The sequence below is a fragment of the Burkholderia sp. 9779_493 genome (assembly GCF_015712215.1).
Classification (GTDB): Bacteria; Pseudomonadota; Gammaproteobacteria; order Burkholderiales; family Burkholderiaceae; genus Burkholderia; species Burkholderia cenocepacia.
Window position 1 is genome coordinate 117641 of the sequence record NZ_JACCQA010000004.1, and the last position, 17783, is coordinate 135423.

Sequence of the window (17783 nt, forward strand, 5' to 3'; positions counted from 1 at the left end):
AGCGGCTTTCCGGTCGAGCCCGCTTCGCGGCAGCGGACGCCATTGTAGCGCCCGCCGCGAAAAGGCTTCCGGCTTACTTCTTGTCGTGCAGGCTTTCGAGGTAGCGCTGCGCGTCGAGCGCGGCCATGCAGCCCGTGCCCGCGCTGGTGATCGCCTGGCGGTACACGTTGTCCTGCACGTCGCCCGCGGCGAACACGCCCGGCACGCTCGTCGACGTCGCATTGCCCTGCAGGCCGCTTTTCGTCAGGATGTAGCCGTCCTTCATCTCCAGCTGGCCCTGGAACAGGTCGGTGTTCGGCTTGTGGCCGATCGCGACGAACACGCCCTGCACCTGCAGGTCTTCCGTCGCGCCGGTCTTCACGTTCTTGATGCGCAGGCCCGTGACGCCCGACTCCTCGCCCGTCACCTCGTCGAGCACGTGATCCCACTTAATGTCGACGACGCCTTCCTTTTGCTTCTCCAGCAGGCGGTCGATCAGGATCGGCTCCGCGCGGAACTTGTCGCGGCGGTGGATCACGGTGACCTTTTTCGCGATGCCGGTGAGGTAAAGCGCTTCCTCGACGGCCGTATTGCCGCCGCCGATCACCGCGACTTCCTGGTTGCGATAGAAGAAGCCGTCGCAGGTCGCGCAGGCCGACACGCCCTTGCCCATGAACGCTTCCTCGGACGGCAGGCCGAGATACTGGGCGGACGCGCCGGTCGCGATGATCAGCGAATCGCACGTGTACTCGCCCGAGTCGCCGATCAGGCGGATCGGCTTTTCGTGCAGTTTCGCGGTGTGGATGTGGTCGAAGACGATTTCGGTGTTGAAGCGCTCGGCGTGCTCCTGGAAGCGCGCCATCAGCTCCGGACCCTGCACGCCTTTCGCGTCGGCCGGCCAGTTTTCGACGTCGGTCGTGGTCATCAGCTGGCCGCCCTGCGCGATGCCGGTGATCAGCACCGGGGACAGGTTGGCGCGTGCCGCGTAGACGGCAGCCGTGTAGCCGGCGGGGCCGGAACCGAGAATCAGGACTTTGGCGTGTTTGGGCGTGGACATGTGCGAATCCGTAAAAGGCGGCCGCGGCGGGCGGGGTGGGGCTCGCCGTACGATCCGGGATTGACCGGTATGCCGTCATAGATGGGTATCAGACGCGCATTATAAAGGCCCCGTTGCTGCGCTGCCGAACGAGAGTTTCAATCGTGCCGATAGCGTTTCGCGGCGCCTCGCCCACACGGGGCCGCGGGCCGGACGGCAGGCGGCCGGGGTGGCGGCGCGTTGCCGCACGCGCGGACATCCGGCCGGCTTGCGGCCGTCGGCGGCGCCGGTTCGGCGCTCCGTCTCCGTGATGTAACCGTCATTTACACTTGGCGGCGCGGTGCAGCGTTTACAATAAGCGCGATCGAACGACAGGCGGGCGCACGGCCCGTCCTCTTTATACGGATTCATGGCAAAAGCTCCTTATTCCGCCCAGGCACAGGCGTTGCCGCACCGGATGTCGAAGCTCCTCACGGAGATCCGCTGGATTCTCCAGGTCGCGCTCTGCGCCTTTCTGGTGATGGCCCTGCTGAGCTACAGCCGGCGCGATCCGAGCTGGACGCACGCCGCCCAGGTCGATCACATCTCGAACTGGGCCGGCCGCGTCGGCGCGTGGACGGCCGACATCATCCTGCTGCTGTTCGGCCTGTCGGCCTACTGGCTGATCGTGCCGCTCGGGCGGCGCATCGCCGTCAACTACCGCCGCATCACGCGCCACGAGGCGATTCCCGACGAACCGGAGCGGCCGATCGGCTGGCTCACCGAAATCTTTGCGTTCGTGCTGGTCGTGCTCGCGTGCGACGGCATCGAGGCGCTGCGCATGTGGTCGCTGAAGGTGCAGTTGCCGCGTGCGCCGGGCGGCGTCGTCGGCGAAGCCGTCGCGGGCGCGATGTCGCATGCGTTCGGCTTCACGGGCGGCACGCTGTTGCTGCTGATCGCGCTCGCGATCGGCCTGTCGCTGTATTTCCGCTTCTCGTGGCTGTCGGTCGCCGAGCGCGTCGGCGGTGCGATCCTGTCCGCCGTCAACGTCGCGAAGCTGCGCCGCGAGGCCGAGCGCGACCGCAAGCTCGGCGAGGCCGCGGCGGTGCGCCGCGAAGGCAAGGTCGAAGAGGAGCGCGTGCGCATCGAGGACCACGAGCCGGTGACGATCGTGCCGCCGGTCGTCACGCCGGCGAAGTCCGAGCGCGTCGAGCGCGAGCGCCAGGTGCCGCTGTTTACCGACCTGCCGGGCGATTCGACGCTGCCGCCGGTGTCGCTGCTCGACCCCGCGCCGAAGACGCAGGAAGCGATTTCCGCCGATACGCTCGAATTCACGTCGCGCCTGATCGAGAAGAAGCTGAAGGACTTCGGCGTCGAGGCGAGCGTCGTCGCCGCGTATCCGGGCCCGGTCGTCACGCGCTACGAGATCGAGCCGGCCACCGGCGTGAAGGGCAGCCAGATCGTCAACCTCGCGAAGGATCTCGCGCGTTCGCTGTCGCTCGTGTCGATCCGCGTCGTCGAGACGATTCCCGGCAAGAACTACATGGCGCTCGAGCTGCCGAACCAGCGCCGCCAGACGGTGCACCTGTCCGAGATCATCGGCTCCGAGGTGTATGCGGCCGCGTCGTCGGCGCTGACGCTGAGCCTCGGCAAGGACATCGGCGGCAAGCCGGTGTGCGCGGATCTCGCGAAGATGCCGCACCTGCTGGTGGCCGGTACGACCGGCTCGGGCAAGTCGGTCGGGATCAACGCGATGATCCTGTCGCTGTTGTACAAGGCCACCGCCGAGCAGGTGCGTCTGATCCTGATCGATCCGAAGATGCTCGAAATGAGCGTCTACGAAGGCATTCCGCACCTGCTGTGCCCGGTCGTCACCGACATGCGCCAGGCCGGCCATGCGCTGAACTGGACCGTCGCGGAGATGGAGCGCCGCTACAAGCTGATGAGCAAGCTCGGCGTGCGCAACCTTGCGGGCTACAACAACAAGATCGACGACGCGGCGAAGCGCGAGGAGAAGATCCCGAACCCGTTCAGCCTGACGCCGGAAGATCCCGAGCCGCTCGGCCGCCTGCCGAACATCGTCGTCGTGATCGACGAGCTGGCCGACCTGATGATGGTCGTCGGCAAGAAGGTCGAGGAACTGATCGCGCGGATCGCGCAGAAGGCGCGTGCGGCCGGCATCCACCTGATCCTCGCGACCCAGCGTCCGTCGGTCGACGTGATTACCGGCCTGATCAAGGCGAACGTGCCGACGCGGATCGCGTTCCAGGTGTCGTCGAAGATCGACTCGCGCACGATTCTCGACCAGATGGGCGCCGAATCGCTGCTCGGGATGGGCGACATGCTGTACCTGCCGCCGGGCACCGGGCTGCCGGTGCGCGTGCATGGCGCGTTCGTCGCCGACGACGAAGTGCATCGCGTCGTCGAGAAGCTCAAGGAGCAGGGCGAGCCGAACTACGTCGAGGGCCTGCTCGAAGGCGGCACCGCCGACGGCGACGAGGGCTCGGCCGGCGCGGGAACCGGCGAAGGCGGCGGCGAGTCTGATCCGCTGTACGACCAGGCGGTCGAGATCGTCATCAAGAACCGCCGCGCGTCGATCTCGCTCGTGCAGCGTCACCTGCGGATCGGCTACAACCGCGCGGCGCGGCTGCTCGAGCAGATGGAGCAGTCGGGGCTCGTGTCGGCGATGTCGTCGAGCGGCAACCGCGAAATTCTTGTGCCGGCGCGCGACGCGGAATGAGTCCGCGGCGCCCGCAGCGCCGGCCACCCAGGGAGAAAACCGCAATATGCAGCAACTTTCGTTCGTCCCTTTCCTTCGTTCGACGCGGCGCTGGCTCGGCGCGGCGCTCGCCGGCGCATCGCTGATGCTCGCGGCGACGCACGCGTTCGCGGGCGGCACCGAGCAACTGAAGGCCTTCGTGTCGCAGGTGCGTTCGGCGAAGGGCGATTTCACGCAGCAGATCGTCAAGGCGCCGGCCAAGGGCGCGAGCGCCGCACAGGCCGCACCGAAGCCCACCGACAATTCGAGCGGCACTTTCGTGTTCGCGCGTCCGGGCAAGTTCATCTGGACGTACCAGAAGCCGTACCAGCAGGTGCTGCAGGCCGACGGCGACAAGCTCTACGTGTACGACCGCGACCTGAACCAAGTCACCGAGCGCAAGCTGAACGGCGCGCTGGGCGCGAGCCCCGCCGCGATCCTGTTCGGCAGCAACGATCTCGACAAGAACTACACGCTGCGCGATGCCGGCGAGAAGGGCGGCATCGAGTGGCTCGAGATGCTGCCGAAGGCGCAGGACACGCAGTTCCAGCGGATCGGCATCGGCTTCCGCAACGGCACGCTCGCCGCGATGGAGCTGCACGACGTGTTCGGCAACGTCACGCTCTTGACCTTCACGAACATCCAGACGAACCCGGCGCTGAAGGGCGATACGTTCAAGTTCGTCGTGCCGAAGGGCGCGGACGTGATCAACGGCTGACCGGCGCCGCGCGCCGTTCTCCTGCAACGGGCCTGCCGGCGACGGCAGGCCCGTGTCGTTTCCGGGCGCGGGTAACAGGCTGGGCACCCCCGGGCCCGGCGGCGCGCTCGCGCGGCTGTCATAATGTCGGGTCCGGCGGCCGGTTCGGCCGCTATCGTTTGATGTGGAGCGAGGGTTCATGTCCGACCTGTTTCAAGTCGAGCCGCGCCGCCCGCTCGCCGAGGCGCTGCGGCCCAAAACGCTCGCCGAGGTGATCGGCCAGACGCATTTGCTGGGCGAAGGCAAGCCGCTGCGGCTCGCGTTCGAATCGGGCAAGCCGCATTCGATGATCCTGTGGGGGCCACCCGGCGTCGGCAAGACGACGCTCGCACGGCTCACCGCGCTCGCGTTCGACTGCGAGTTCATCGCGCTGTCCGCGGTGCTCGGCGGCGTGAAGGACATCCGCGAGTCGATGGAGCAGGCGAAGGACACGCTGAACCGCACCGGTCGCCACACGATCCTGTTCGTCGACGAGATCCACCGGTTCAACAAGGGGCAGCAGGACGCGCTGCTGCCGTTCGTCGAGTCGGGTCTCGTCACCTTCATCGGCGCGACGACCGAAAACCCGAGTTTCGAAGTCAATTCGGCGTTGCTGTCGCGCGCGCAGGTGTACGTGCTGAAATCGTTGAACGACGACGAGATGCGTCAGTTGCTGTCGCGCGCGCAGGAAATCGCGCTCGACGGCCTCGCGTTCGACGACAAGGCGATCGACACGCTGGTCGGCTACGCGGACGGCGACGCGCGCCGCTTTCTGAACCTGCTCGAACAGGCGCAGACGGCGGCGACGTCGGCCGGGGTCGCGACGATCGATGCCGATTTCGTCAGCAGCGCGATGACGCTGAACGCGCGGCGCTTCGACAAGGGCGGCGACAACTTCTACGACCAGATTTCGGCGCTGCACAAGTCGGTCCGCGGCTCGAGCCCGGACGGCGCGCTGTACTGGTTCTGCCGGATGATCGACGGCGGCGCGGATCCGAAGTATCTCGCGCGGCGCATCGTGCGGATGGCGTGGGAAGACATCGGGCTGGCCGACCCGCGCGCGTTGCAGGTGGCGAACGACGCGGCCGAGACCTACGAACGGCTCGGCTCGCCGGAAGGCGAACTCGCGCTCGGGCAGGCCGTGATCTATCTCGCGTGCGCGGCGAAGAGCAACGCCGGCTACAACGCGTTCAACCAGGCGATGGCGTTCGTGAAGCAGGACAAGTCGCGCGAGGTGCCCGTGCACCTGCGCAATGCGCCGACCAAGCTGATGAAGGAACTCGGCTACGGCCACGCGTATCGTTACGCGCACGACGAGCCGAATGCGTACGCGGCCGGCGAGACGTACCTGCCCGACGGGATGCGCGAGCCGCGCTGGTATCAGCCGGTGCCGCGCGGGCTCGAATCGAAGATCGCCGAGAAGCTCGCCTGGCTGCGCGAGCTCGATCGCGAAGCCGGCAAGAAGGACTGACGAGGCCGCGCGGCCCGGTTCGGCCTGCGCCTCGCGGACGCGTCAGCGCTTGCGGCCCGGCTGCTGCTTCCAGTATTCGAACGGTTCTTCGTGGCATTCGATGTCGAGTTCGGCGATCCGCGCGTGCAGGCGCTCCTGCGCGTCGGCGATCGCGAGGTTGTAGATCGCCGGCGCGATTTCCTGGACGAAGAAATGCAGCAGCGCGCCGGCCTGGATGTTGCCGATCGGCTCGTCCATGTTTTCTGTGAAATAACGTTGCAGCGACGCGATCGCACGGTCGCGTACATCCTTGTCGAGTTCGATGGTCATCGGATTCCCTGGCGTGCTGTGATACGGAGCCGGCGCGCCGCCTGAATCGGTTGGCGCCAGCCGGCGCGGGCGGTTTGCGATCCGCCATGGCGCGTCGCGCGGCAATTCGCCGGCCGCCGACGCGCAGACCGGCAATGCGATACTGCCATGCTCGCCCCATTTGCGGCATTGTCCGTCCGGACGGTGCCGTGGCGGCCGCGCGGTGCGTTAGAATTCCCGTCTTACACAACGATTTTCCAAGTCCTCCCATGCTCGACATCCAGTTGCTGCGCAAAGACCTCGACGGCGTCGCCAAGCGCCTCGCCGATCGCGGCTACACCCTCGACGTCGCCGCGTTCTCCGCACTCGAAGCGGAACGCCGCGCGATCCAGACCCACACCGAAGAGCTCCAGGCGCGCCGCAACAGCCTGTCGAAGCAGATCGGCGCGATGAAGGGGAAGGGCGAGGACACGTCGGCCGTGATGGCCGAAGTCAGCGGGATCGGCGACGACATGAAGGCGTCGGAAGCCAAGCTCGGCGAGATCCAGGCGCGCCTGTCCGACCTGATGCTGGGCATGCCGAACGTCGCGCACGAAAGCGTGCCGGTCGGCAAGGACGAGGCCGACAACGTCGAGGTGCGCCGCTGGGGCACGCCGCGCCAGTTCGACTTCGAGGTGAAGGATCACGTCGACGTCGGCACGCCGCTCGGCCTCGATTTCGAGACGGGCGCGAAGCTCGCCGGTGCGCGCTTCACGATGCTGCGCGGCCCGATCGCGCGCCTGCACCGCGCCCTCGCGCAGTTCATGATCGACACGCACACGCAGCAGCACGGCTATACCGAAACGTACACGCCGTACATCGTGAACCCGGAGATCCTGTACGGCACGGGCCAGTTGCCGAAGTTCGCGGACGACATGTTCCGCGTCGAGAAGGGCGGCGCGGAAAACACGGTCACGCAATACCTGATCTCCACGTCCGAGATTTCGCTGACGAACACCGTGCGCGAGTCGATCGTCGACGGCGCCGCGCTGCCGATCAAGCTCACCGCGCATTCCCCGTGCTTCCGCTCGGAAGCCGGTTCGTACGGCCGCGACACGCGCGGGATGATCCGTCAGCACCAGTTCGACAAGGTCGAGATGGTGCAGGTCGTCGCGCCGGAAACGTCGTACGCGGCGCTCGACGAGATGGTCGGCCACGCGGAAGCGATCCTGCAGAAGCTCGGCCTGCCGTACCGCGTGATCACGCTGTGCACGGGCGACATGGGCTTCTCGGCCGCGAAGACGTTCGACCTCGAGGTGTGGCTGCCCGCGCAGAACACCTATCGCGAGATCTCGAGCTGCTCGAACACCGAGGCGTTCCAGGCGCGCCGGATGCAAGCGCGCTTCCGCAACGCGCATGGCAAGCCGGAGCTCGTGCATACGCTGAACGGTTCGGGTCTGGCGGTCGGTCGCACGCTCGTCGCGGTGCTGGAGAATTACCAGAACGCGGACGGCTCGGTCACGGTGCCGGAAGTACTGCGTCCGTACATGGGCGGCATGGAGCGGATCGACGCGCCGGCACAGACGTCGTAACGCGGGTCTTTCGAAGCCCTCGCAAAAAAATTTGCAGAAAGGGCTTGTCAGCCGCGAAGTGATCGTCTTATAATCTTTTTCTCGCGGAAACGACCAGCCGCGAAATGCAGTAAGGAAGGAGAGGTGGCAGAGTGGTCGAATGTACCTGACTCGAAATCAGGCGTACGGTTTCCCCGTACCGTGGGTTCGAATCCCACCCTCTCCGCCAAAATACGAAGCCCCTTGATCCGGCAGGATCAAGGGGTTTTTCGTTTTGGGCCGGCGGCGCGCCCGCATCGGGTCGCATCTTCGATGCAGCCCGGCTGCTTGATGAACACCATCGCCCCGTGACGAACCGGTCGTCGGAAGTCCTGACAGTCGTTGCATGGCTGCCGCACCGCGCACGCGTGCAAAACCGGCAGCCGGTGCGCCCACCAGTTTCTACGCAGCCCTCACAGAACCATCACGCCGCCGCCGGATACTGCGCCAGCACCCTGTCGCGGATCGACGGCTTGATGTTCGACTGCGCCATGTCGCCGCGATAGTGGGCGACGACGCGCGGGTTCATCACGCGATACCAGAGCGGCGGCACGTACGCGAACAGGATCATCGTCGCGTAGCCGGCCGGCAATTGCGGCGCATCGTCGAAGTGGCGCAGCGCCTGGTACGAGCGCGTCGGATTCGCGTGATGGTCGGCGTGTCGCTGCAACTGGTACAGGAACAGGTTCGTGACGACGTGATTGCTGTTCCACGAATGCTGCGGCGTGCAGCGTTCGTAGCGGCCGCTCGGCAGCTTGCGACGGCCCAGCCCGTAGTGCTCGACGTAGTTCACGACTTCGAGCAGCGACGCGCCGTAGACGGCCTGGATCACGAGGAACGGAATCACGACCTTGCCGGCCATCGCGATCGCGATGCCCCACACGACGGCGGTCATCGCCCACGCGTGCAGCACTTCGTTGCGCCAGGTCCACGGCGACTGTCCGAGCCGTTCGAGGCGCGCCTTTTCGAGCCGCCACGCCGAGCGGATGCTGCCGGTCACCGTGCGCGGCAGGAACGCCCAGAACGACTCGCCGTAGCGCGCGCTCGCCGGATCCTCGGCCGTCGCGACGCGCACGTGATGGCCGCGGTTGTGCTCGACGTAGAAGTGGCCGTACGCGACCGGCGCGAGCGTGATCTTCGCGAGCCAGCGTTCGAAGCGGTCGGTCTTGTGCCCGAGTTCGTGCGCGGTATTGATCGAGATCCCGGTCGCGGCGCCGAGCGACAGCGCGAAGCCGACATAGTCGTACCACGCGAGCGCATGCGTGCCGACGATCCACACGCACATGAAGAACGCGACGTATTCGACGAAGGTCGCGAGATAGACGATGTACCGGTAATAGCGCTCGCGTTCGAGATGCGGCACGACGGCCTCGGGCGGATTGTCGCGATCGTCGCCGATCAGCGTGTCGAGGATCGGGATCACGCCGAACGCGAACAGCGGGCCGAACCACCAGAACACATGCAGGCCCGTCGACAGCGCGAGCTGTGCAGCGAGGATCGGCAGCGTGATCGTCAGCGCGCCGAGCAGCCACAGGTAACGCTTGCCATCCGACCAGCCCGAAGCCGATTCGTCGGTCATTGCCATTGTCTCCCTCCAGTCGGCCGGCCCGCCGGCGGCCGCATGCAAGATTGTTCGAATCCTCGTGGTCCGCGGCGTGCGCGGCGGCCTCCGGATCGTCGCCCGGTTCTGCCTGTTATACGACCGGTGCGCGCGCTTGCCAAACCCCGGCGCTAGGCGCGTCGCTCCAAACGGCGTGGTGCGCGCACCGCGCGCCGGGAAGGGCCGACACGCGCCGATTGAAACATGCAGGCGAGGGCGGATCGACCCGCACGGAGCGTCGCGTTCGTCGGATGAATGGCCCGGCGCGCGGCGAGCGCATGCCGGGTGATGGGGCTGCAACAAATGTTGCGTCGCAATAAAGACGGTGACGAAGGATTGGCACAGCGTGTTTTTCGTTTGCTTATATTACGCAGCATTACGGCCGCCGCGCGGCCATTCAGCGCGACTTGAAACCGGGTGGCCATGCATGGCAAGGAGAACGAGGCGATGCGCCAAGCGAGGGCGGCACGTTCACCGTCCGACCGCCCGCGTCGATGCACCGATGCTGCACCTGCACACCGATCGGCGCGTGTCGTCGCTGATGACACTTGCTGCCTTTCGATCCGCGCCGCCATTTGAAAATTACGATTTGACTCATGCCCCGCTTTCGGTTGAAGCTAATAGCTTGCTGTCCGAAGGGGGCTGTGCCTGCATGAGTTCGACCTTGACCGTTCGTCGTATCGCTGCCGATCAGGGCGGCGTGTATCGCGAACTCCGCGCTGCATCGCTGCGTGAGCCCTACGCGCCCGGCGAAGCGCCGGAGGCCGAATTGCTGACCGTCGAAGCGGACGCAGCGTCGGCGATCGCCGCGCAGCGCGCCGTGTCCGACGAGTCGACGACTTTCCTGCTGTACACCGAAGGCCATCCGGCCGGCATGATCGGCGCGTATTTCGACAACACGCCCGATCGGCGCGCGTTCGTCAGCGAACTGTGGGTCGCGCACGCGGTGCGTCACCTGCGCGGCGGCGTGCTGCTGCTGGAGACGGCCACCGCGTGGCTCGCCGAGCGCGGCGCCACCGACGTCTACGCATGGATCGCCGATGCGAACCGCAACGCGATCCGCTTCTACGAGCGCGCGGGTTTCGGCAACACCGGCGAACATGCGCCGATCGCCCGGATGCCCGGCGCGATGAAATCGCTGTTCGTATCGCAGGTGAAGCACTGACGCGACGGCGAAACGCCAGCCGCGCGGCGCGATGACAGCCCGGTCGCCCGCCTGCCTGCCCCCTGCCGGTCGCGCGTCCGCCCGGGCCGGCGCGACCCCGAGTCCCAAAAATAATGGCCGCACGCGTGGACGCCTGTAAAATACGCAAAAATTTTTTGCAGAGTGTCCATGTCGCTTAAAAAATCGCCATTCTTCGAGCTGCGCAGCGGATCGGTCGATACGTTGCTGTTCACCGTGAAGACGACCGATCTCGATGCGTTGCGTACCGAACTGGTCAAGCGCTTCGAAGCGACTCCCGAGTTTTTCGCCGACGATGTCGTCGCGATCGACGTCCGCCGCCTGGCTGACGGCGAACGCGTCGCGCTCGCGGACATCCGCCAGATGCTGAACGATGTGCGGATGCGTCCGGTGGGCGTCGTCGCACTGGCAACGCAGGGCTGGGCGGGGGAAGCCGGCCTGCCGTTGCTGGAGGCGCGCGATCGCCGCGCGCCGGCCGCGAAACCTGCGGACGAAGCGGAACCGGCGGCTGTGCCAGCCGTCGAGGCCGCCGCCGCTCCGGCAGCCGCAGCGGCGCCCGAACAGTCGTCGGATCCCGCGCCGACGCTCTTGCAGGCCGGTGGCCAGACGCTGGTGATCGACCGGCCGTTGCGTTCGGGGCAGCAGATTTACGCGAAAGGAGACCTCGTGGTGCTCGCGCCGGTCAGTCACGGCGCGGAAATCATCGCGGAAGGCAATATCCACATCTACGCGCCGTTGCGCGGCCGCGCCCTCGCGGGCGTGCACGGCAATCACGACGCGCGCATTTTCTGCACGTGTCTCGAACCGGAACTGATTTCGATCGCGGGTATCTATCGAACGACCGAGAACCCGCTGCCCGCCGACGTACTGGGCAAATCGGTGCAGATCCGGCTCGAAGAGGAAAAACTGATGATCGAACCGCTGCGCCTGACGTGATTCACGCGGTGCGCTCCGGATCGGTCGGCTCTCATTGACGAACACAGGGTATTGGGTAAATGGCAAAAATCATCGTGGTGACCTCGGGCAAGGGCGGCGTGGGCAAGACGACGACGAGCGCGAGCTTCGCGTCGGGTCTCGCGCTGCGCGGCCACAAGACGGCCGTGATCGACTTCGACGTCGGCCTGCGCAACCTCGATCTCATCATGGGCTGCGAGCGTCGCGTCGTGTATGACCTCGTGAACGTGATCCAGGGCGAAGCGAACCTGAACCAGGCGCTGATCAAGGACAAGAAGTGCGAGAACCTGTTCATCCTGCCGGCGTCGCAGACGCGCGACAAGGATGCGCTGACGCGCGACGGCGTCGAGAAGGTGCTGAACGACCTCGTCGCGATGGACTTCGAATACATCGTCTGCGATTCGCCGGCCGGTATCGAGGCCGGCGCGCTGCACGCGATGTACTTCGCCGATGAAGCGCTGATCGTCACGAACCCGGAAGTGTCGTCGGTGCGCGACTCGGACCGCATTCTCGGCATCCTGTCGTCGAAGACGAAACGCGCGACGGAAGGCAAGGAGCCGATCAAGGAACACCTGCTGATCACGCGTTACAGCCCGAAGCGCGTGAGCGAAGGCGAGATGCTGTCGCTCGAGGACATCAGCGAGATCCTGCGCATCAAGCTGATCGGCGTGGTGCCCGAGTCGGAAGCCGTGCTGCACGCGTCGAACCAGGGTCTGCCGGCCGTGCATATCGACGGCACCGACGTCGCGGAAGCGTACAAGGACGTCGTCTCGCGCTTCCTCGGCGAGGACAAGCCGCTGCGCTTCACCGATTACCAGAAGCCGGGCCTGCTGCAGCGCCTCTTCGGCAGCAAGTAACGGAGGCCGCCCATGTCCATCCTTTCGTTTCTCCTCGGCGAGAAGAAGAAGTCCGCATCGGTCGCGAAGGAGCGCCTGCAGCTCATCATCGCGCACGAGCGGGTCGGCGGCCGGCCGCCGGCCGATTACCTGCCGGCGCTGCAGAAAGAGCTGGTCGCGGTCATCTCGAAGTACGTCCATATTTCGAACGATGACATCCGCGTGAGCCTCGAGCGCCAGGACGATCTCGAAGTCCTCGAAGTGAAGATCGAGATTCCGCAAGCCTGACGCTTGGCGCGTGTCCCTCCGCACGGCGGCGCCCGCCGCCGTGCGCGTCTTACGCCCTGTTGCACTTTCGGGCACGCCGTAACACGGCGCCTGTCGACCGTAATCGACCTTCCCGCATTGAACGAATACGCTCGCGTGACTTGTTCAACCAGGAGGTTCCGATGGCTGTCCCTACCGTTTCCCGTCGTATCGTTTCGCTCGCGCTGTTCGCCGCGGGCCTGTCGGCCGTCGTCGCCCCGTTTGCCGCGCAGGCCGACGAGATTCTCGTCGGCACGCCCGTGGTCGCGCCGCAGGGCCGCATGGTGATCGCGGAGCCGGTTGCCGTGCGCACCGAGGAAATCGTCGTCGTCGCGCCGAATGCGCCACCGCCCGTGCGCTACGAGGTCGTACCGGCCATGCGCGTGGGCTATGTGTGGGAGCGCGGACACTGGCGCTGGGATCATGGCCGCTACGTATGGATCGGCGGCCACTGGGAAACCGAGCGCGTCGGCATGCAATGGGTGCCGGGGCATTGGGACCAGCGCGGTCCGAACTGGTTCTGGACGCGTGGCCACTGGGCCTGATGGAGGCGCGCGATGAAAAGAACCGCAATCGCCATCGTGCTCGTCGCGATCACGCTGGCCGGGTGCATCGTCGTGCCGGCGCGGCCGGTCTACTACCGGCCGGCGCCCGTCGTGATCTATTGAGCGTCGCGCGGGCCGTGCTGTTGCGCCGGACCGTTCGCGTCGGTCGCAGCCGGTCCGGCATCGTGCGGCGCCGGCGCATGCGCGGCGCTGTCGGCTGCCGCAGCAGCGGCCGGCTCGCTGCCATCTTCGTCGCGCAGCGTATCGAGCGGATCGGCAGGGGCCGCGTTCGCGTCTTGGGGTTCGGTCACATCGGTCACGTTGCTCGCAGCGGCCGCCGCGGTTGCCGCGGCCGGTGCGGCGGCCGCGACGGGCGGCGCGAGATAGCGCTGCGCGAGCGTTTCGTAGAGCGGCGGCGCGAAAAAGCGCGAGACGCGGCTCGATACCAGTGCGGTCGCCATCAGCGAAATCACGAGCGCATGACCGTTGATCATTTCCATCACGATCACGAACGACGTGATCGGCGACTGCGTGACGGCGGCCAGATAGCCGACCATCGCGAGCGCGATCAGCATCGGCAGGCTCATGTTGGTGAACACCGCATGCAGCAGATTGCCGAAGCCGGCGCCGATCGACAGCGACGGCGCGAAGATCCCGCCCGGGATGCCCGGCAGGTACGACGCGACCATCGACACCATCTTCAGGAACGGATAGAACACCGACAACTGCTGGCTGCCGTCGAGCAGGCCGCGCGCTTCGGCGTAGCCGCTGCCGAACGTCGTGCCGCCGGACACGAGCCCCACGACGGCGATCGCGAAGCCGCACAGCGCGGCGAACGTGACCGGCCGCTCGCGATACAGGCCCAGCAGTTGCGCGGGCAGCCAACGCCCCGTGTTGAGCAGCAGCCAGCAGAACAGGCCGCCCGCGATGCCCGTCACGATCGCGGTGACCAGCACCGCGACCGCCAGCAGTTTCGGGAAATGGAGGCCCGTGTCGATGGTGCCGAAATACGTGTAGTTGCCGTTCAGGCCGAGCGCGACCACGCCGGCGAGGATGATCGCGGTGATCAATACGCCGCTGGCGCGCGCGGAGAAGCTGCGGGTCAGCTCCTCGATCGCGAACACGATGCCGGCGAGCGGCGTATTGAATGCGGCCGACAGCCCGGCCGCCGCGCCGGCCAGCACCAGCTGGCGTTCGATCTGCGCGTTCGAGCGCGGGTAGAAGCGCCGCAGGTTGAACATCAGCGCCGCGCCGACCTGTACCGTCGGCCCTTCGCGACCGATCGTGAAGCCGCCGAGGATGCCGAGGAACGAGATCAGTATCTTGCCGAACAGGATGCGCAGCGTCAGCAGCCGGGCGCCGAATGCGCTCGGGCGCGCATGCAGCGTCGCGATCACCTGCGGGATGCCGCTGCCCTCGGCGCCGCGGAAGAAACGGCGCGTGACCCACACCGACATCGCGGCGATCGCCGGCGTCAGCAGCAGCGGCAGCCAGACGGCGTGATCGCGCATCGCGCGGAAAGTCTCGTAGCCCCAGTCGATCAACCGGGCGTACAGTACGGCGGCGAGGCCGACGACGATCGCGCCGAGCCAGAAAACACCATATTGGCGCCAGATTCGCAGCGAGCGGCGGGTGAGGGCGGGGAACAGCGAGGGAAGGGCGGGGCGCGGCATTGGCTCGGGCCGGAGGCAAAGAATGAATTATAAAAAGAACCGGATGCCAGCGGGGACGACAAACGCCCGCAAGGCGCGACAAAAATTCACAAAAGAGATGCAATTTGTTGCAAATGTAATGTTGACGTAATGTATGCGCACCGCAACCGTCGTTAGCATGCCGAATGGCCAGTCAGGAATACCCGCACATCGTGAAACGCATTCTTATCGTAAAAGTGACGTCGCTCGGCGACGTCGTCGAGACGCTGCCCGTCGTCGCCGACCTGCATCGCGCCTTTCCCGGCGTGTCGGTCGACTGGGCCGTGGACGAATCGTGTGCGGAGATCGTGCGCTGGCATCCGGGAGTGAGCACCGTCCTGTGCGCGCCGCTGCGCCGCTTCAAGAAAATGCGTAACGCCGGCGACCTGAAGGCGATCTCGGCCTCGATCGGTGCGCTGCGTGCGCACCGCTACGACGCGGTCATCGATCTGCACGGCGTCTACAAGAGCGCGATCATTGCGGCGCTGGCGCGCGCCGGGCGCCGCGTCGGTTACCGGACCCCGGATCTTGGCGAGACAGGGGCGCGTTTCGCGTATTCGCATCGTTTTGGCCCGAAGCCTGCATGCGATGCGTGGCACGGCATGCGCATCAGCGCGGGCGAAGCGCTCGGCTATGCGCCCGAGGGTATCGCCTCGTACGGGATCGAACCGCCCGACGTCACGTTGCCGCCCGCAGTTACCGAGGGTGCGCCGTTCATGCTGCTGTTCCACGCGACGTCGAATTCCGACAAGAAATGGCCGACCGGCCATTGGGTTGAACTGGCTACCCGGATGATGGCGCGCGGCTTGCGCGTGCTGCTGCCATGGGGCTCGTCGTCCGAGCATCGCGACGCGCAGGAGATCGCGATGCAGGCGCCTGGCGCGGTCGTGCTGCCGGCCATGTCGCTGGGCGAACTCGCCGCGACGATGAGCCGGGCGGCGCTGGTCATCGGTGTTGATACGGGGATGGTGCATCTGTCGCACGCGCTGCGGCGTCCGACGGTGATGATTTTCGTGGCCACCTCGCGCGCCCACTTCGGCATCGGCGGCGCACCGCACGCGCTGTCGATCGGTGAGTCCGGCGCCGCGCCGAGCGTGGACGACGCGATGAAGGCAATCGATACCGTGGGACCGGTCTACGACGTGTTGCCGGTGCGGGCGGTAGCCTGACGGCTGCCGGGCGGAGTTACGCCAGCAGCGCCTCGACCGTGACGACGGCGGCGATCGCCGCGAGATTCGCCAGCAGCGCCTCGAACACGAGGCCGCGCCAGGTCTTTGGCCGGAACCGCAGCGCGAGCAGCAACGCGCCACCCAGCGCGAGCGCGAGGATCAGGACGAGGTCGGCATTGGCGAGGCGGATATTCATCGCGGCGGCTCCTGTCGGGGCGGAATCCCCGGGCGCGCAACGACGCGCCCAGAATCGAGTATAGAGAGCCGCCGCCGCTGCACAACCCGGGTCGCCCCGGAGGGTCAGACGAGCGATGCGTCGCGCGTTTCGCGCATCAGCAGTACGCCGATCAGGCTGATCGCCGCCGCGACCGACACGTAACCGCCGACCCACGACAGGCCGCCGCGCGCAGCCAGCAGTTGCGCGATATACGGTGCGATCGACGCGCCGAGAATCCCGCCGAGGTTGTACGCGACGCCCGCGCCCGTATAGCGGACGTTGGTCGGGAACAGTTCCGGCAGCAGCGCGCCCATCGGTGCGAACGTCACGCCCATCAGGAACAGCTCGATCGTCAGGAACAGCGCAACGAGCGGCATCGACCCGCTGCCGAGCAGCGGCTCCATCGCGAACCCCGACAGCAGCGCGGCGATCGCGCCGACGACCAGCACCGGCTTGCGGCCGAAGCGGTCCGACGCCCATGCGGACAGCGGCGTCGCGAGCCCCATGAAGACGACCGCGAAACACAGCAGGCCGAGGAAGCTCTGGCGCGGAATATGCAGCGCTGACACGCCGTACGACAGCGAGAACACCGTCGAGATGTAGAACAGCGTGTAGCAGACGACCATCGCGAGCGCACCGAGCAGCGTCGGCTGCCAGTGCTGCGTGACGAGCGTCGCGACCGGCACGCGCACGCGCTCGTTGCGCTCGAGGGCCGCCTGGAACGCGGGCGTTTCGGTGATCTTGAGCCGCACGTACAGCCCGAGCGCGACGAGCACCGCGCTGACGAGGAACGGAATGCGCCAGCCCCAGCTGCGGAACTGCTCGTCGGACAGCGACAGCGCGAGCGCGAAGAACAGCCCGTTCGACATCAGGAAGCCGACCGACGGCCCCAGTTGCGGGAACATCCCGAACCAGCCGCGCTTGCCCTGCGGCGCATGCTCGGTCGCGAGCAGCGCCGCGCCGCCCCATTCGCCGCCCAGGCCGATCCCCTGACCGAAGCGCAGCACGCACAGCAGCACCGGCGCGAGCGCGCCGATCGCGTCGTAGCCGGGCACGAAGCCGATTGCGGTGGTGGACACGCCCATCACGAGCAGCGAGGCGACGAGCGTCGACTTGCGGCCGATACGGTCGCCGAAGTGCCCGAACAGGAACGAGCCGATCGGGCGTGCGATGAACGCGATGCCGAACGTGACGAATGCGGACAGCGCCTGCGCCGTCGCGGAGCCGTGCGGGAAGAACACGGGGCCGATGACGAGCGCGGCGGCCGTCGCGTACACGTAGAAGTCGTAGAACTCGATCGCGGTGCCGATGAAGCTCGCGAACACGATGCGCCGGTGGCTGACGGCGCCGGCCGAACCGGTTGCGTGTGCAACGGCCGGGGGGGATGCGGACATGGATGTCTCCGTTTTGTCGTTGGGGCGGTCGGCTGAGCGTGCGTTCGGGCAG

Annotated in this window: 16 protein-coding genes and 1 tRNA gene; 11 read left to right on the forward strand and 6 right to left on the reverse strand. The window is 66.7% G+C overall.

Features of this window, described 5'->3' with window-relative positions; all coding sequences use genetic code 11:
* Positions 1 to 73: 73 nt before the first annotated feature.
* Positions 74 to 1036 (reverse strand): thioredoxin-disulfide reductase, encoded by a 963-nt coding sequence (trxB, locus tag H0X95_RS05170; protein ID WP_006491171.1) that lies wholly within the window; start codon positions 1034 to 1036, stop codon positions 74 to 76.
* Between the two features lie 388 nt (positions 1037 to 1424).
* Between trxB and H0X95_RS05175 the strand changes: the two genes are divergently transcribed.
* The 3 genes from H0X95_RS05175 (at position 1425) to H0X95_RS05185 (ending at position 5959) form a co-directional block, all read left to right on the forward strand.
* Positions 1425 to 3734, forward strand: coding sequence for a DNA translocase FtsK (locus H0X95_RS05175; protein WP_006486612.1), 2310 nt, complete (start codon positions 1425 to 1427; stop codon positions 3732 to 3734).
* A gap of 46 nt (positions 3735 to 3780) precedes the next feature.
* A complete protein-coding gene (gene lolA / locus H0X95_RS05180; RefSeq protein ID WP_006486626.1) occupies positions 3781 to 4470 on the forward strand; it encodes an outer membrane lipoprotein chaperone LolA in 690 nt (229 codons plus the stop codon).
* A 178-nt stretch (positions 4471 to 4648) separates the two neighbouring features.
* Positions 4649 to 5959 carry a replication-associated recombination protein A gene (locus H0X95_RS05185; RefSeq protein WP_196445928.1) on the forward strand — a complete coding sequence of 437 codons (1311 nt, stop codon included), beginning with the start codon at positions 4649 to 4651 and terminating at the stop codon, positions 5957 to 5959.
* 42 nt (positions 5960 to 6001) lie between these two features.
* Here the strand turns inward: H0X95_RS05185 and H0X95_RS05190 are convergent, their stop codons facing one another.
* Entirely contained in the window at positions 6002 to 6268 is a 267-nt protein-coding gene (locus H0X95_RS05190) for a DUF2164 domain-containing protein (RefSeq protein ID WP_006486638.1), read from the reverse strand.
* A gap of 248 nt (positions 6269 to 6516) precedes the next feature.
* Here H0X95_RS05190 and serS point away from each other — a divergent pair, with 248 nt between their 5' ends.
* Together serS and H0X95_RS05200 are read left to right on the forward strand one after the other, a co-directional pair.
* Positions 6517 to 7818, forward strand: a complete 1302-nt coding sequence (gene serS, locus H0X95_RS05195; protein ID WP_060266550.1) for a serine--tRNA ligase — start codon at positions 6517 to 6519, stop codon at positions 7816 to 7818.
* Positions 7819 to 7935: 117 nt separating this feature from the next.
* Positions 7936 to 8026, forward strand: a tRNA-Ser gene (locus H0X95_RS05200).
* Between the two features lie 234 nt (positions 8027 to 8260).
* On the opposite strand, the gene H0X95_RS05205 is transcribed toward H0X95_RS05200, so the two are convergent.
* A complete protein-coding gene (locus tag H0X95_RS05205; RefSeq protein WP_006496590.1) occupies positions 8261 to 9421 on the reverse strand; it encodes an alkane 1-monooxygenase in 1161 nt (386 codons plus the stop codon).
* 556 nt (positions 9422 to 9977) lie between these two features.
* Here H0X95_RS05205 and H0X95_RS05210 point away from each other — a divergent pair.
* The 5 genes from H0X95_RS05210 to H0X95_RS05230 all read left to right on the forward strand — a co-directional run bounded on the left by H0X95_RS05210 (position 9978) and on the right by H0X95_RS05230 (position 13260).
* Positions 9978 to 10601, forward strand: a complete 624-nt coding sequence (locus H0X95_RS05210) for a GNAT family N-acetyltransferase (protein WP_226244688.1) — start codon at positions 9978 to 9980, stop codon at positions 10599 to 10601.
* A gap of 168 nt (positions 10602 to 10769) precedes the next feature.
* Positions 10770 to 11555 (forward strand): septum site-determining protein MinC, encoded by a 786-nt coding sequence (gene minC, locus H0X95_RS05215; RefSeq protein ID WP_006496586.1) that lies wholly within the window; start codon positions 10770 to 10772, stop codon positions 11553 to 11555.
* A 59-nt stretch (positions 11556 to 11614) separates the two neighbouring features.
* Positions 11615 to 12430: a septum site-determining protein MinD gene (gene minD, locus H0X95_RS05220; protein ID WP_006486674.1), complete on the forward strand. Its 816-nt coding sequence runs from the start codon at positions 11615 to 11617 to the stop codon at positions 12428 to 12430.
* A gap of 12 nt (positions 12431 to 12442) precedes the next feature.
* Positions 12443 to 12697, forward strand: a complete 255-nt coding sequence (minE, locus tag H0X95_RS05225; protein WP_006486661.1) for a cell division topological specificity factor MinE — start codon at positions 12443 to 12445, stop codon at positions 12695 to 12697.
* 161 nt (positions 12698 to 12858) lie between these two features.
* On the forward strand, positions 12859 to 13260 hold the full coding sequence (locus H0X95_RS05230) for a YXWGXW repeat-containing protein (RefSeq protein WP_006486632.1): 402 nt from the start codon (positions 12859 to 12861) through the stop codon (positions 13258 to 13260).
* Positions 13261 to 13376: 116 nt separating this feature from the next.
* Here the strand turns inward: H0X95_RS05230 and H0X95_RS05235 are convergent, their stop codons facing one another.
* Positions 13377 to 14933, reverse strand: coding sequence for a chloride channel protein (locus H0X95_RS05235; protein WP_080323242.1), 1557 nt, complete (start codon positions 14931 to 14933; stop codon positions 13377 to 13379).
* Positions 14934 to 15124: 191 nt separating this feature from the next.
* Here H0X95_RS05235 and waaC point away from each other — a divergent pair, with 191 nt between their 5' ends.
* Positions 15125 to 16120 (forward strand): lipopolysaccharide heptosyltransferase I, encoded by a 996-nt coding sequence (waaC, locus tag H0X95_RS05240; protein WP_034201852.1) that lies wholly within the window; start codon positions 15125 to 15127, stop codon positions 16118 to 16120.
* 16 nt (positions 16121 to 16136) lie between these two features.
* Here waaC and H0X95_RS05245 read toward each other — a convergent pair whose 3' ends face one another.
* A complete protein-coding gene (locus H0X95_RS05245) occupies positions 16137 to 16316 on the reverse strand; it encodes a hypothetical protein (protein WP_006486620.1) in 180 nt (59 codons plus the stop codon).
* Between the two features lie 104 nt (positions 16317 to 16420).
* Positions 16421 to 17731: an MFS transporter gene (locus H0X95_RS05250; protein ID WP_006486616.1), complete on the reverse strand. Its 1311-nt coding sequence runs from the start codon at positions 17729 to 17731 to the stop codon at positions 16421 to 16423.
* Positions 17732 to 17783 lie beyond the last annotated feature (52 nt).

Coding starts and splice junctions, on each gene's coding strand:
- trxB (WP_006491171.1), bottom strand. CDS start 1,036: ATGTCCACGCCCAAACACGCCAAAGTCCTGATTCTCGGTTCCGGCCCC.
- H0X95_RS05175 (WP_006486612.1), top strand. CDS start 1,425: ATGGCAAAAGCTCCTTATTCCGCCCAGGCACAGGCGTTGCCGCACCGG.
- lolA (WP_006486626.1), top strand. CDS start 3,781: ATGCAGCAACTTTCGTTCGTCCCTTTCCTTCGTTCGACGCGGCGCTGG.
- H0X95_RS05185 (WP_196445928.1), top strand. CDS start 4,649: ATGTCCGACCTGTTTCAAGTCGAGCCGCGCCGCCCGCTCGCCGAGGCG.
- H0X95_RS05190 (WP_006486638.1), bottom strand. CDS start 6,268: ATGACCATCGAACTCGACAAGGATGTACGCGACCGTGCGATCGCGTCG.
- serS (WP_060266550.1), top strand. CDS start 6,517: ATGCTCGACATCCAGTTGCTGCGCAAAGACCTCGACGGCGTCGCCAAG.
- H0X95_RS05205 (WP_006496590.1), bottom strand. CDS start 9,421: ATGGCAATGACCGACGAATCGGCTTCGGGCTGGTCGGATGGCAAGCGT.
- H0X95_RS05210 (WP_226244688.1), top strand. CDS start 9,978: ATGACACTTGCTGCCTTTCGATCCGCGCCGCCATTTGAAAATTACGAT.
- minC (WP_006496586.1), top strand. CDS start 10,770: ATGTCGCTTAAAAAATCGCCATTCTTCGAGCTGCGCAGCGGATCGGTC.
- minD (WP_006486674.1), top strand. CDS start 11,615: ATGGCAAAAATCATCGTGGTGACCTCGGGCAAGGGCGGCGTGGGCAAG.
- minE (WP_006486661.1), top strand. CDS start 12,443: ATGTCCATCCTTTCGTTTCTCCTCGGCGAGAAGAAGAAGTCCGCATCG.
- H0X95_RS05230 (WP_006486632.1), top strand. CDS start 12,859: ATGGCTGTCCCTACCGTTTCCCGTCGTATCGTTTCGCTCGCGCTGTTC.
- H0X95_RS05235 (WP_080323242.1), bottom strand. CDS start 14,933: ATGCCGCGCCCCGCCCTTCCCTCGCTGTTCCCCGCCCTCACCCGCCGC.
- H0X95_RS05245 (WP_006486620.1), bottom strand. CDS start 16,316: ATGAATATCCGCCTCGCCAATGCCGACCTCGTCCTGATCCTCGCGCTC.
- H0X95_RS05250 (WP_006486616.1), bottom strand. CDS start 17,731: ATGTCCGCATCCCCCCCGGCCGTTGCACACGCAACCGGTTCGGCCGGC.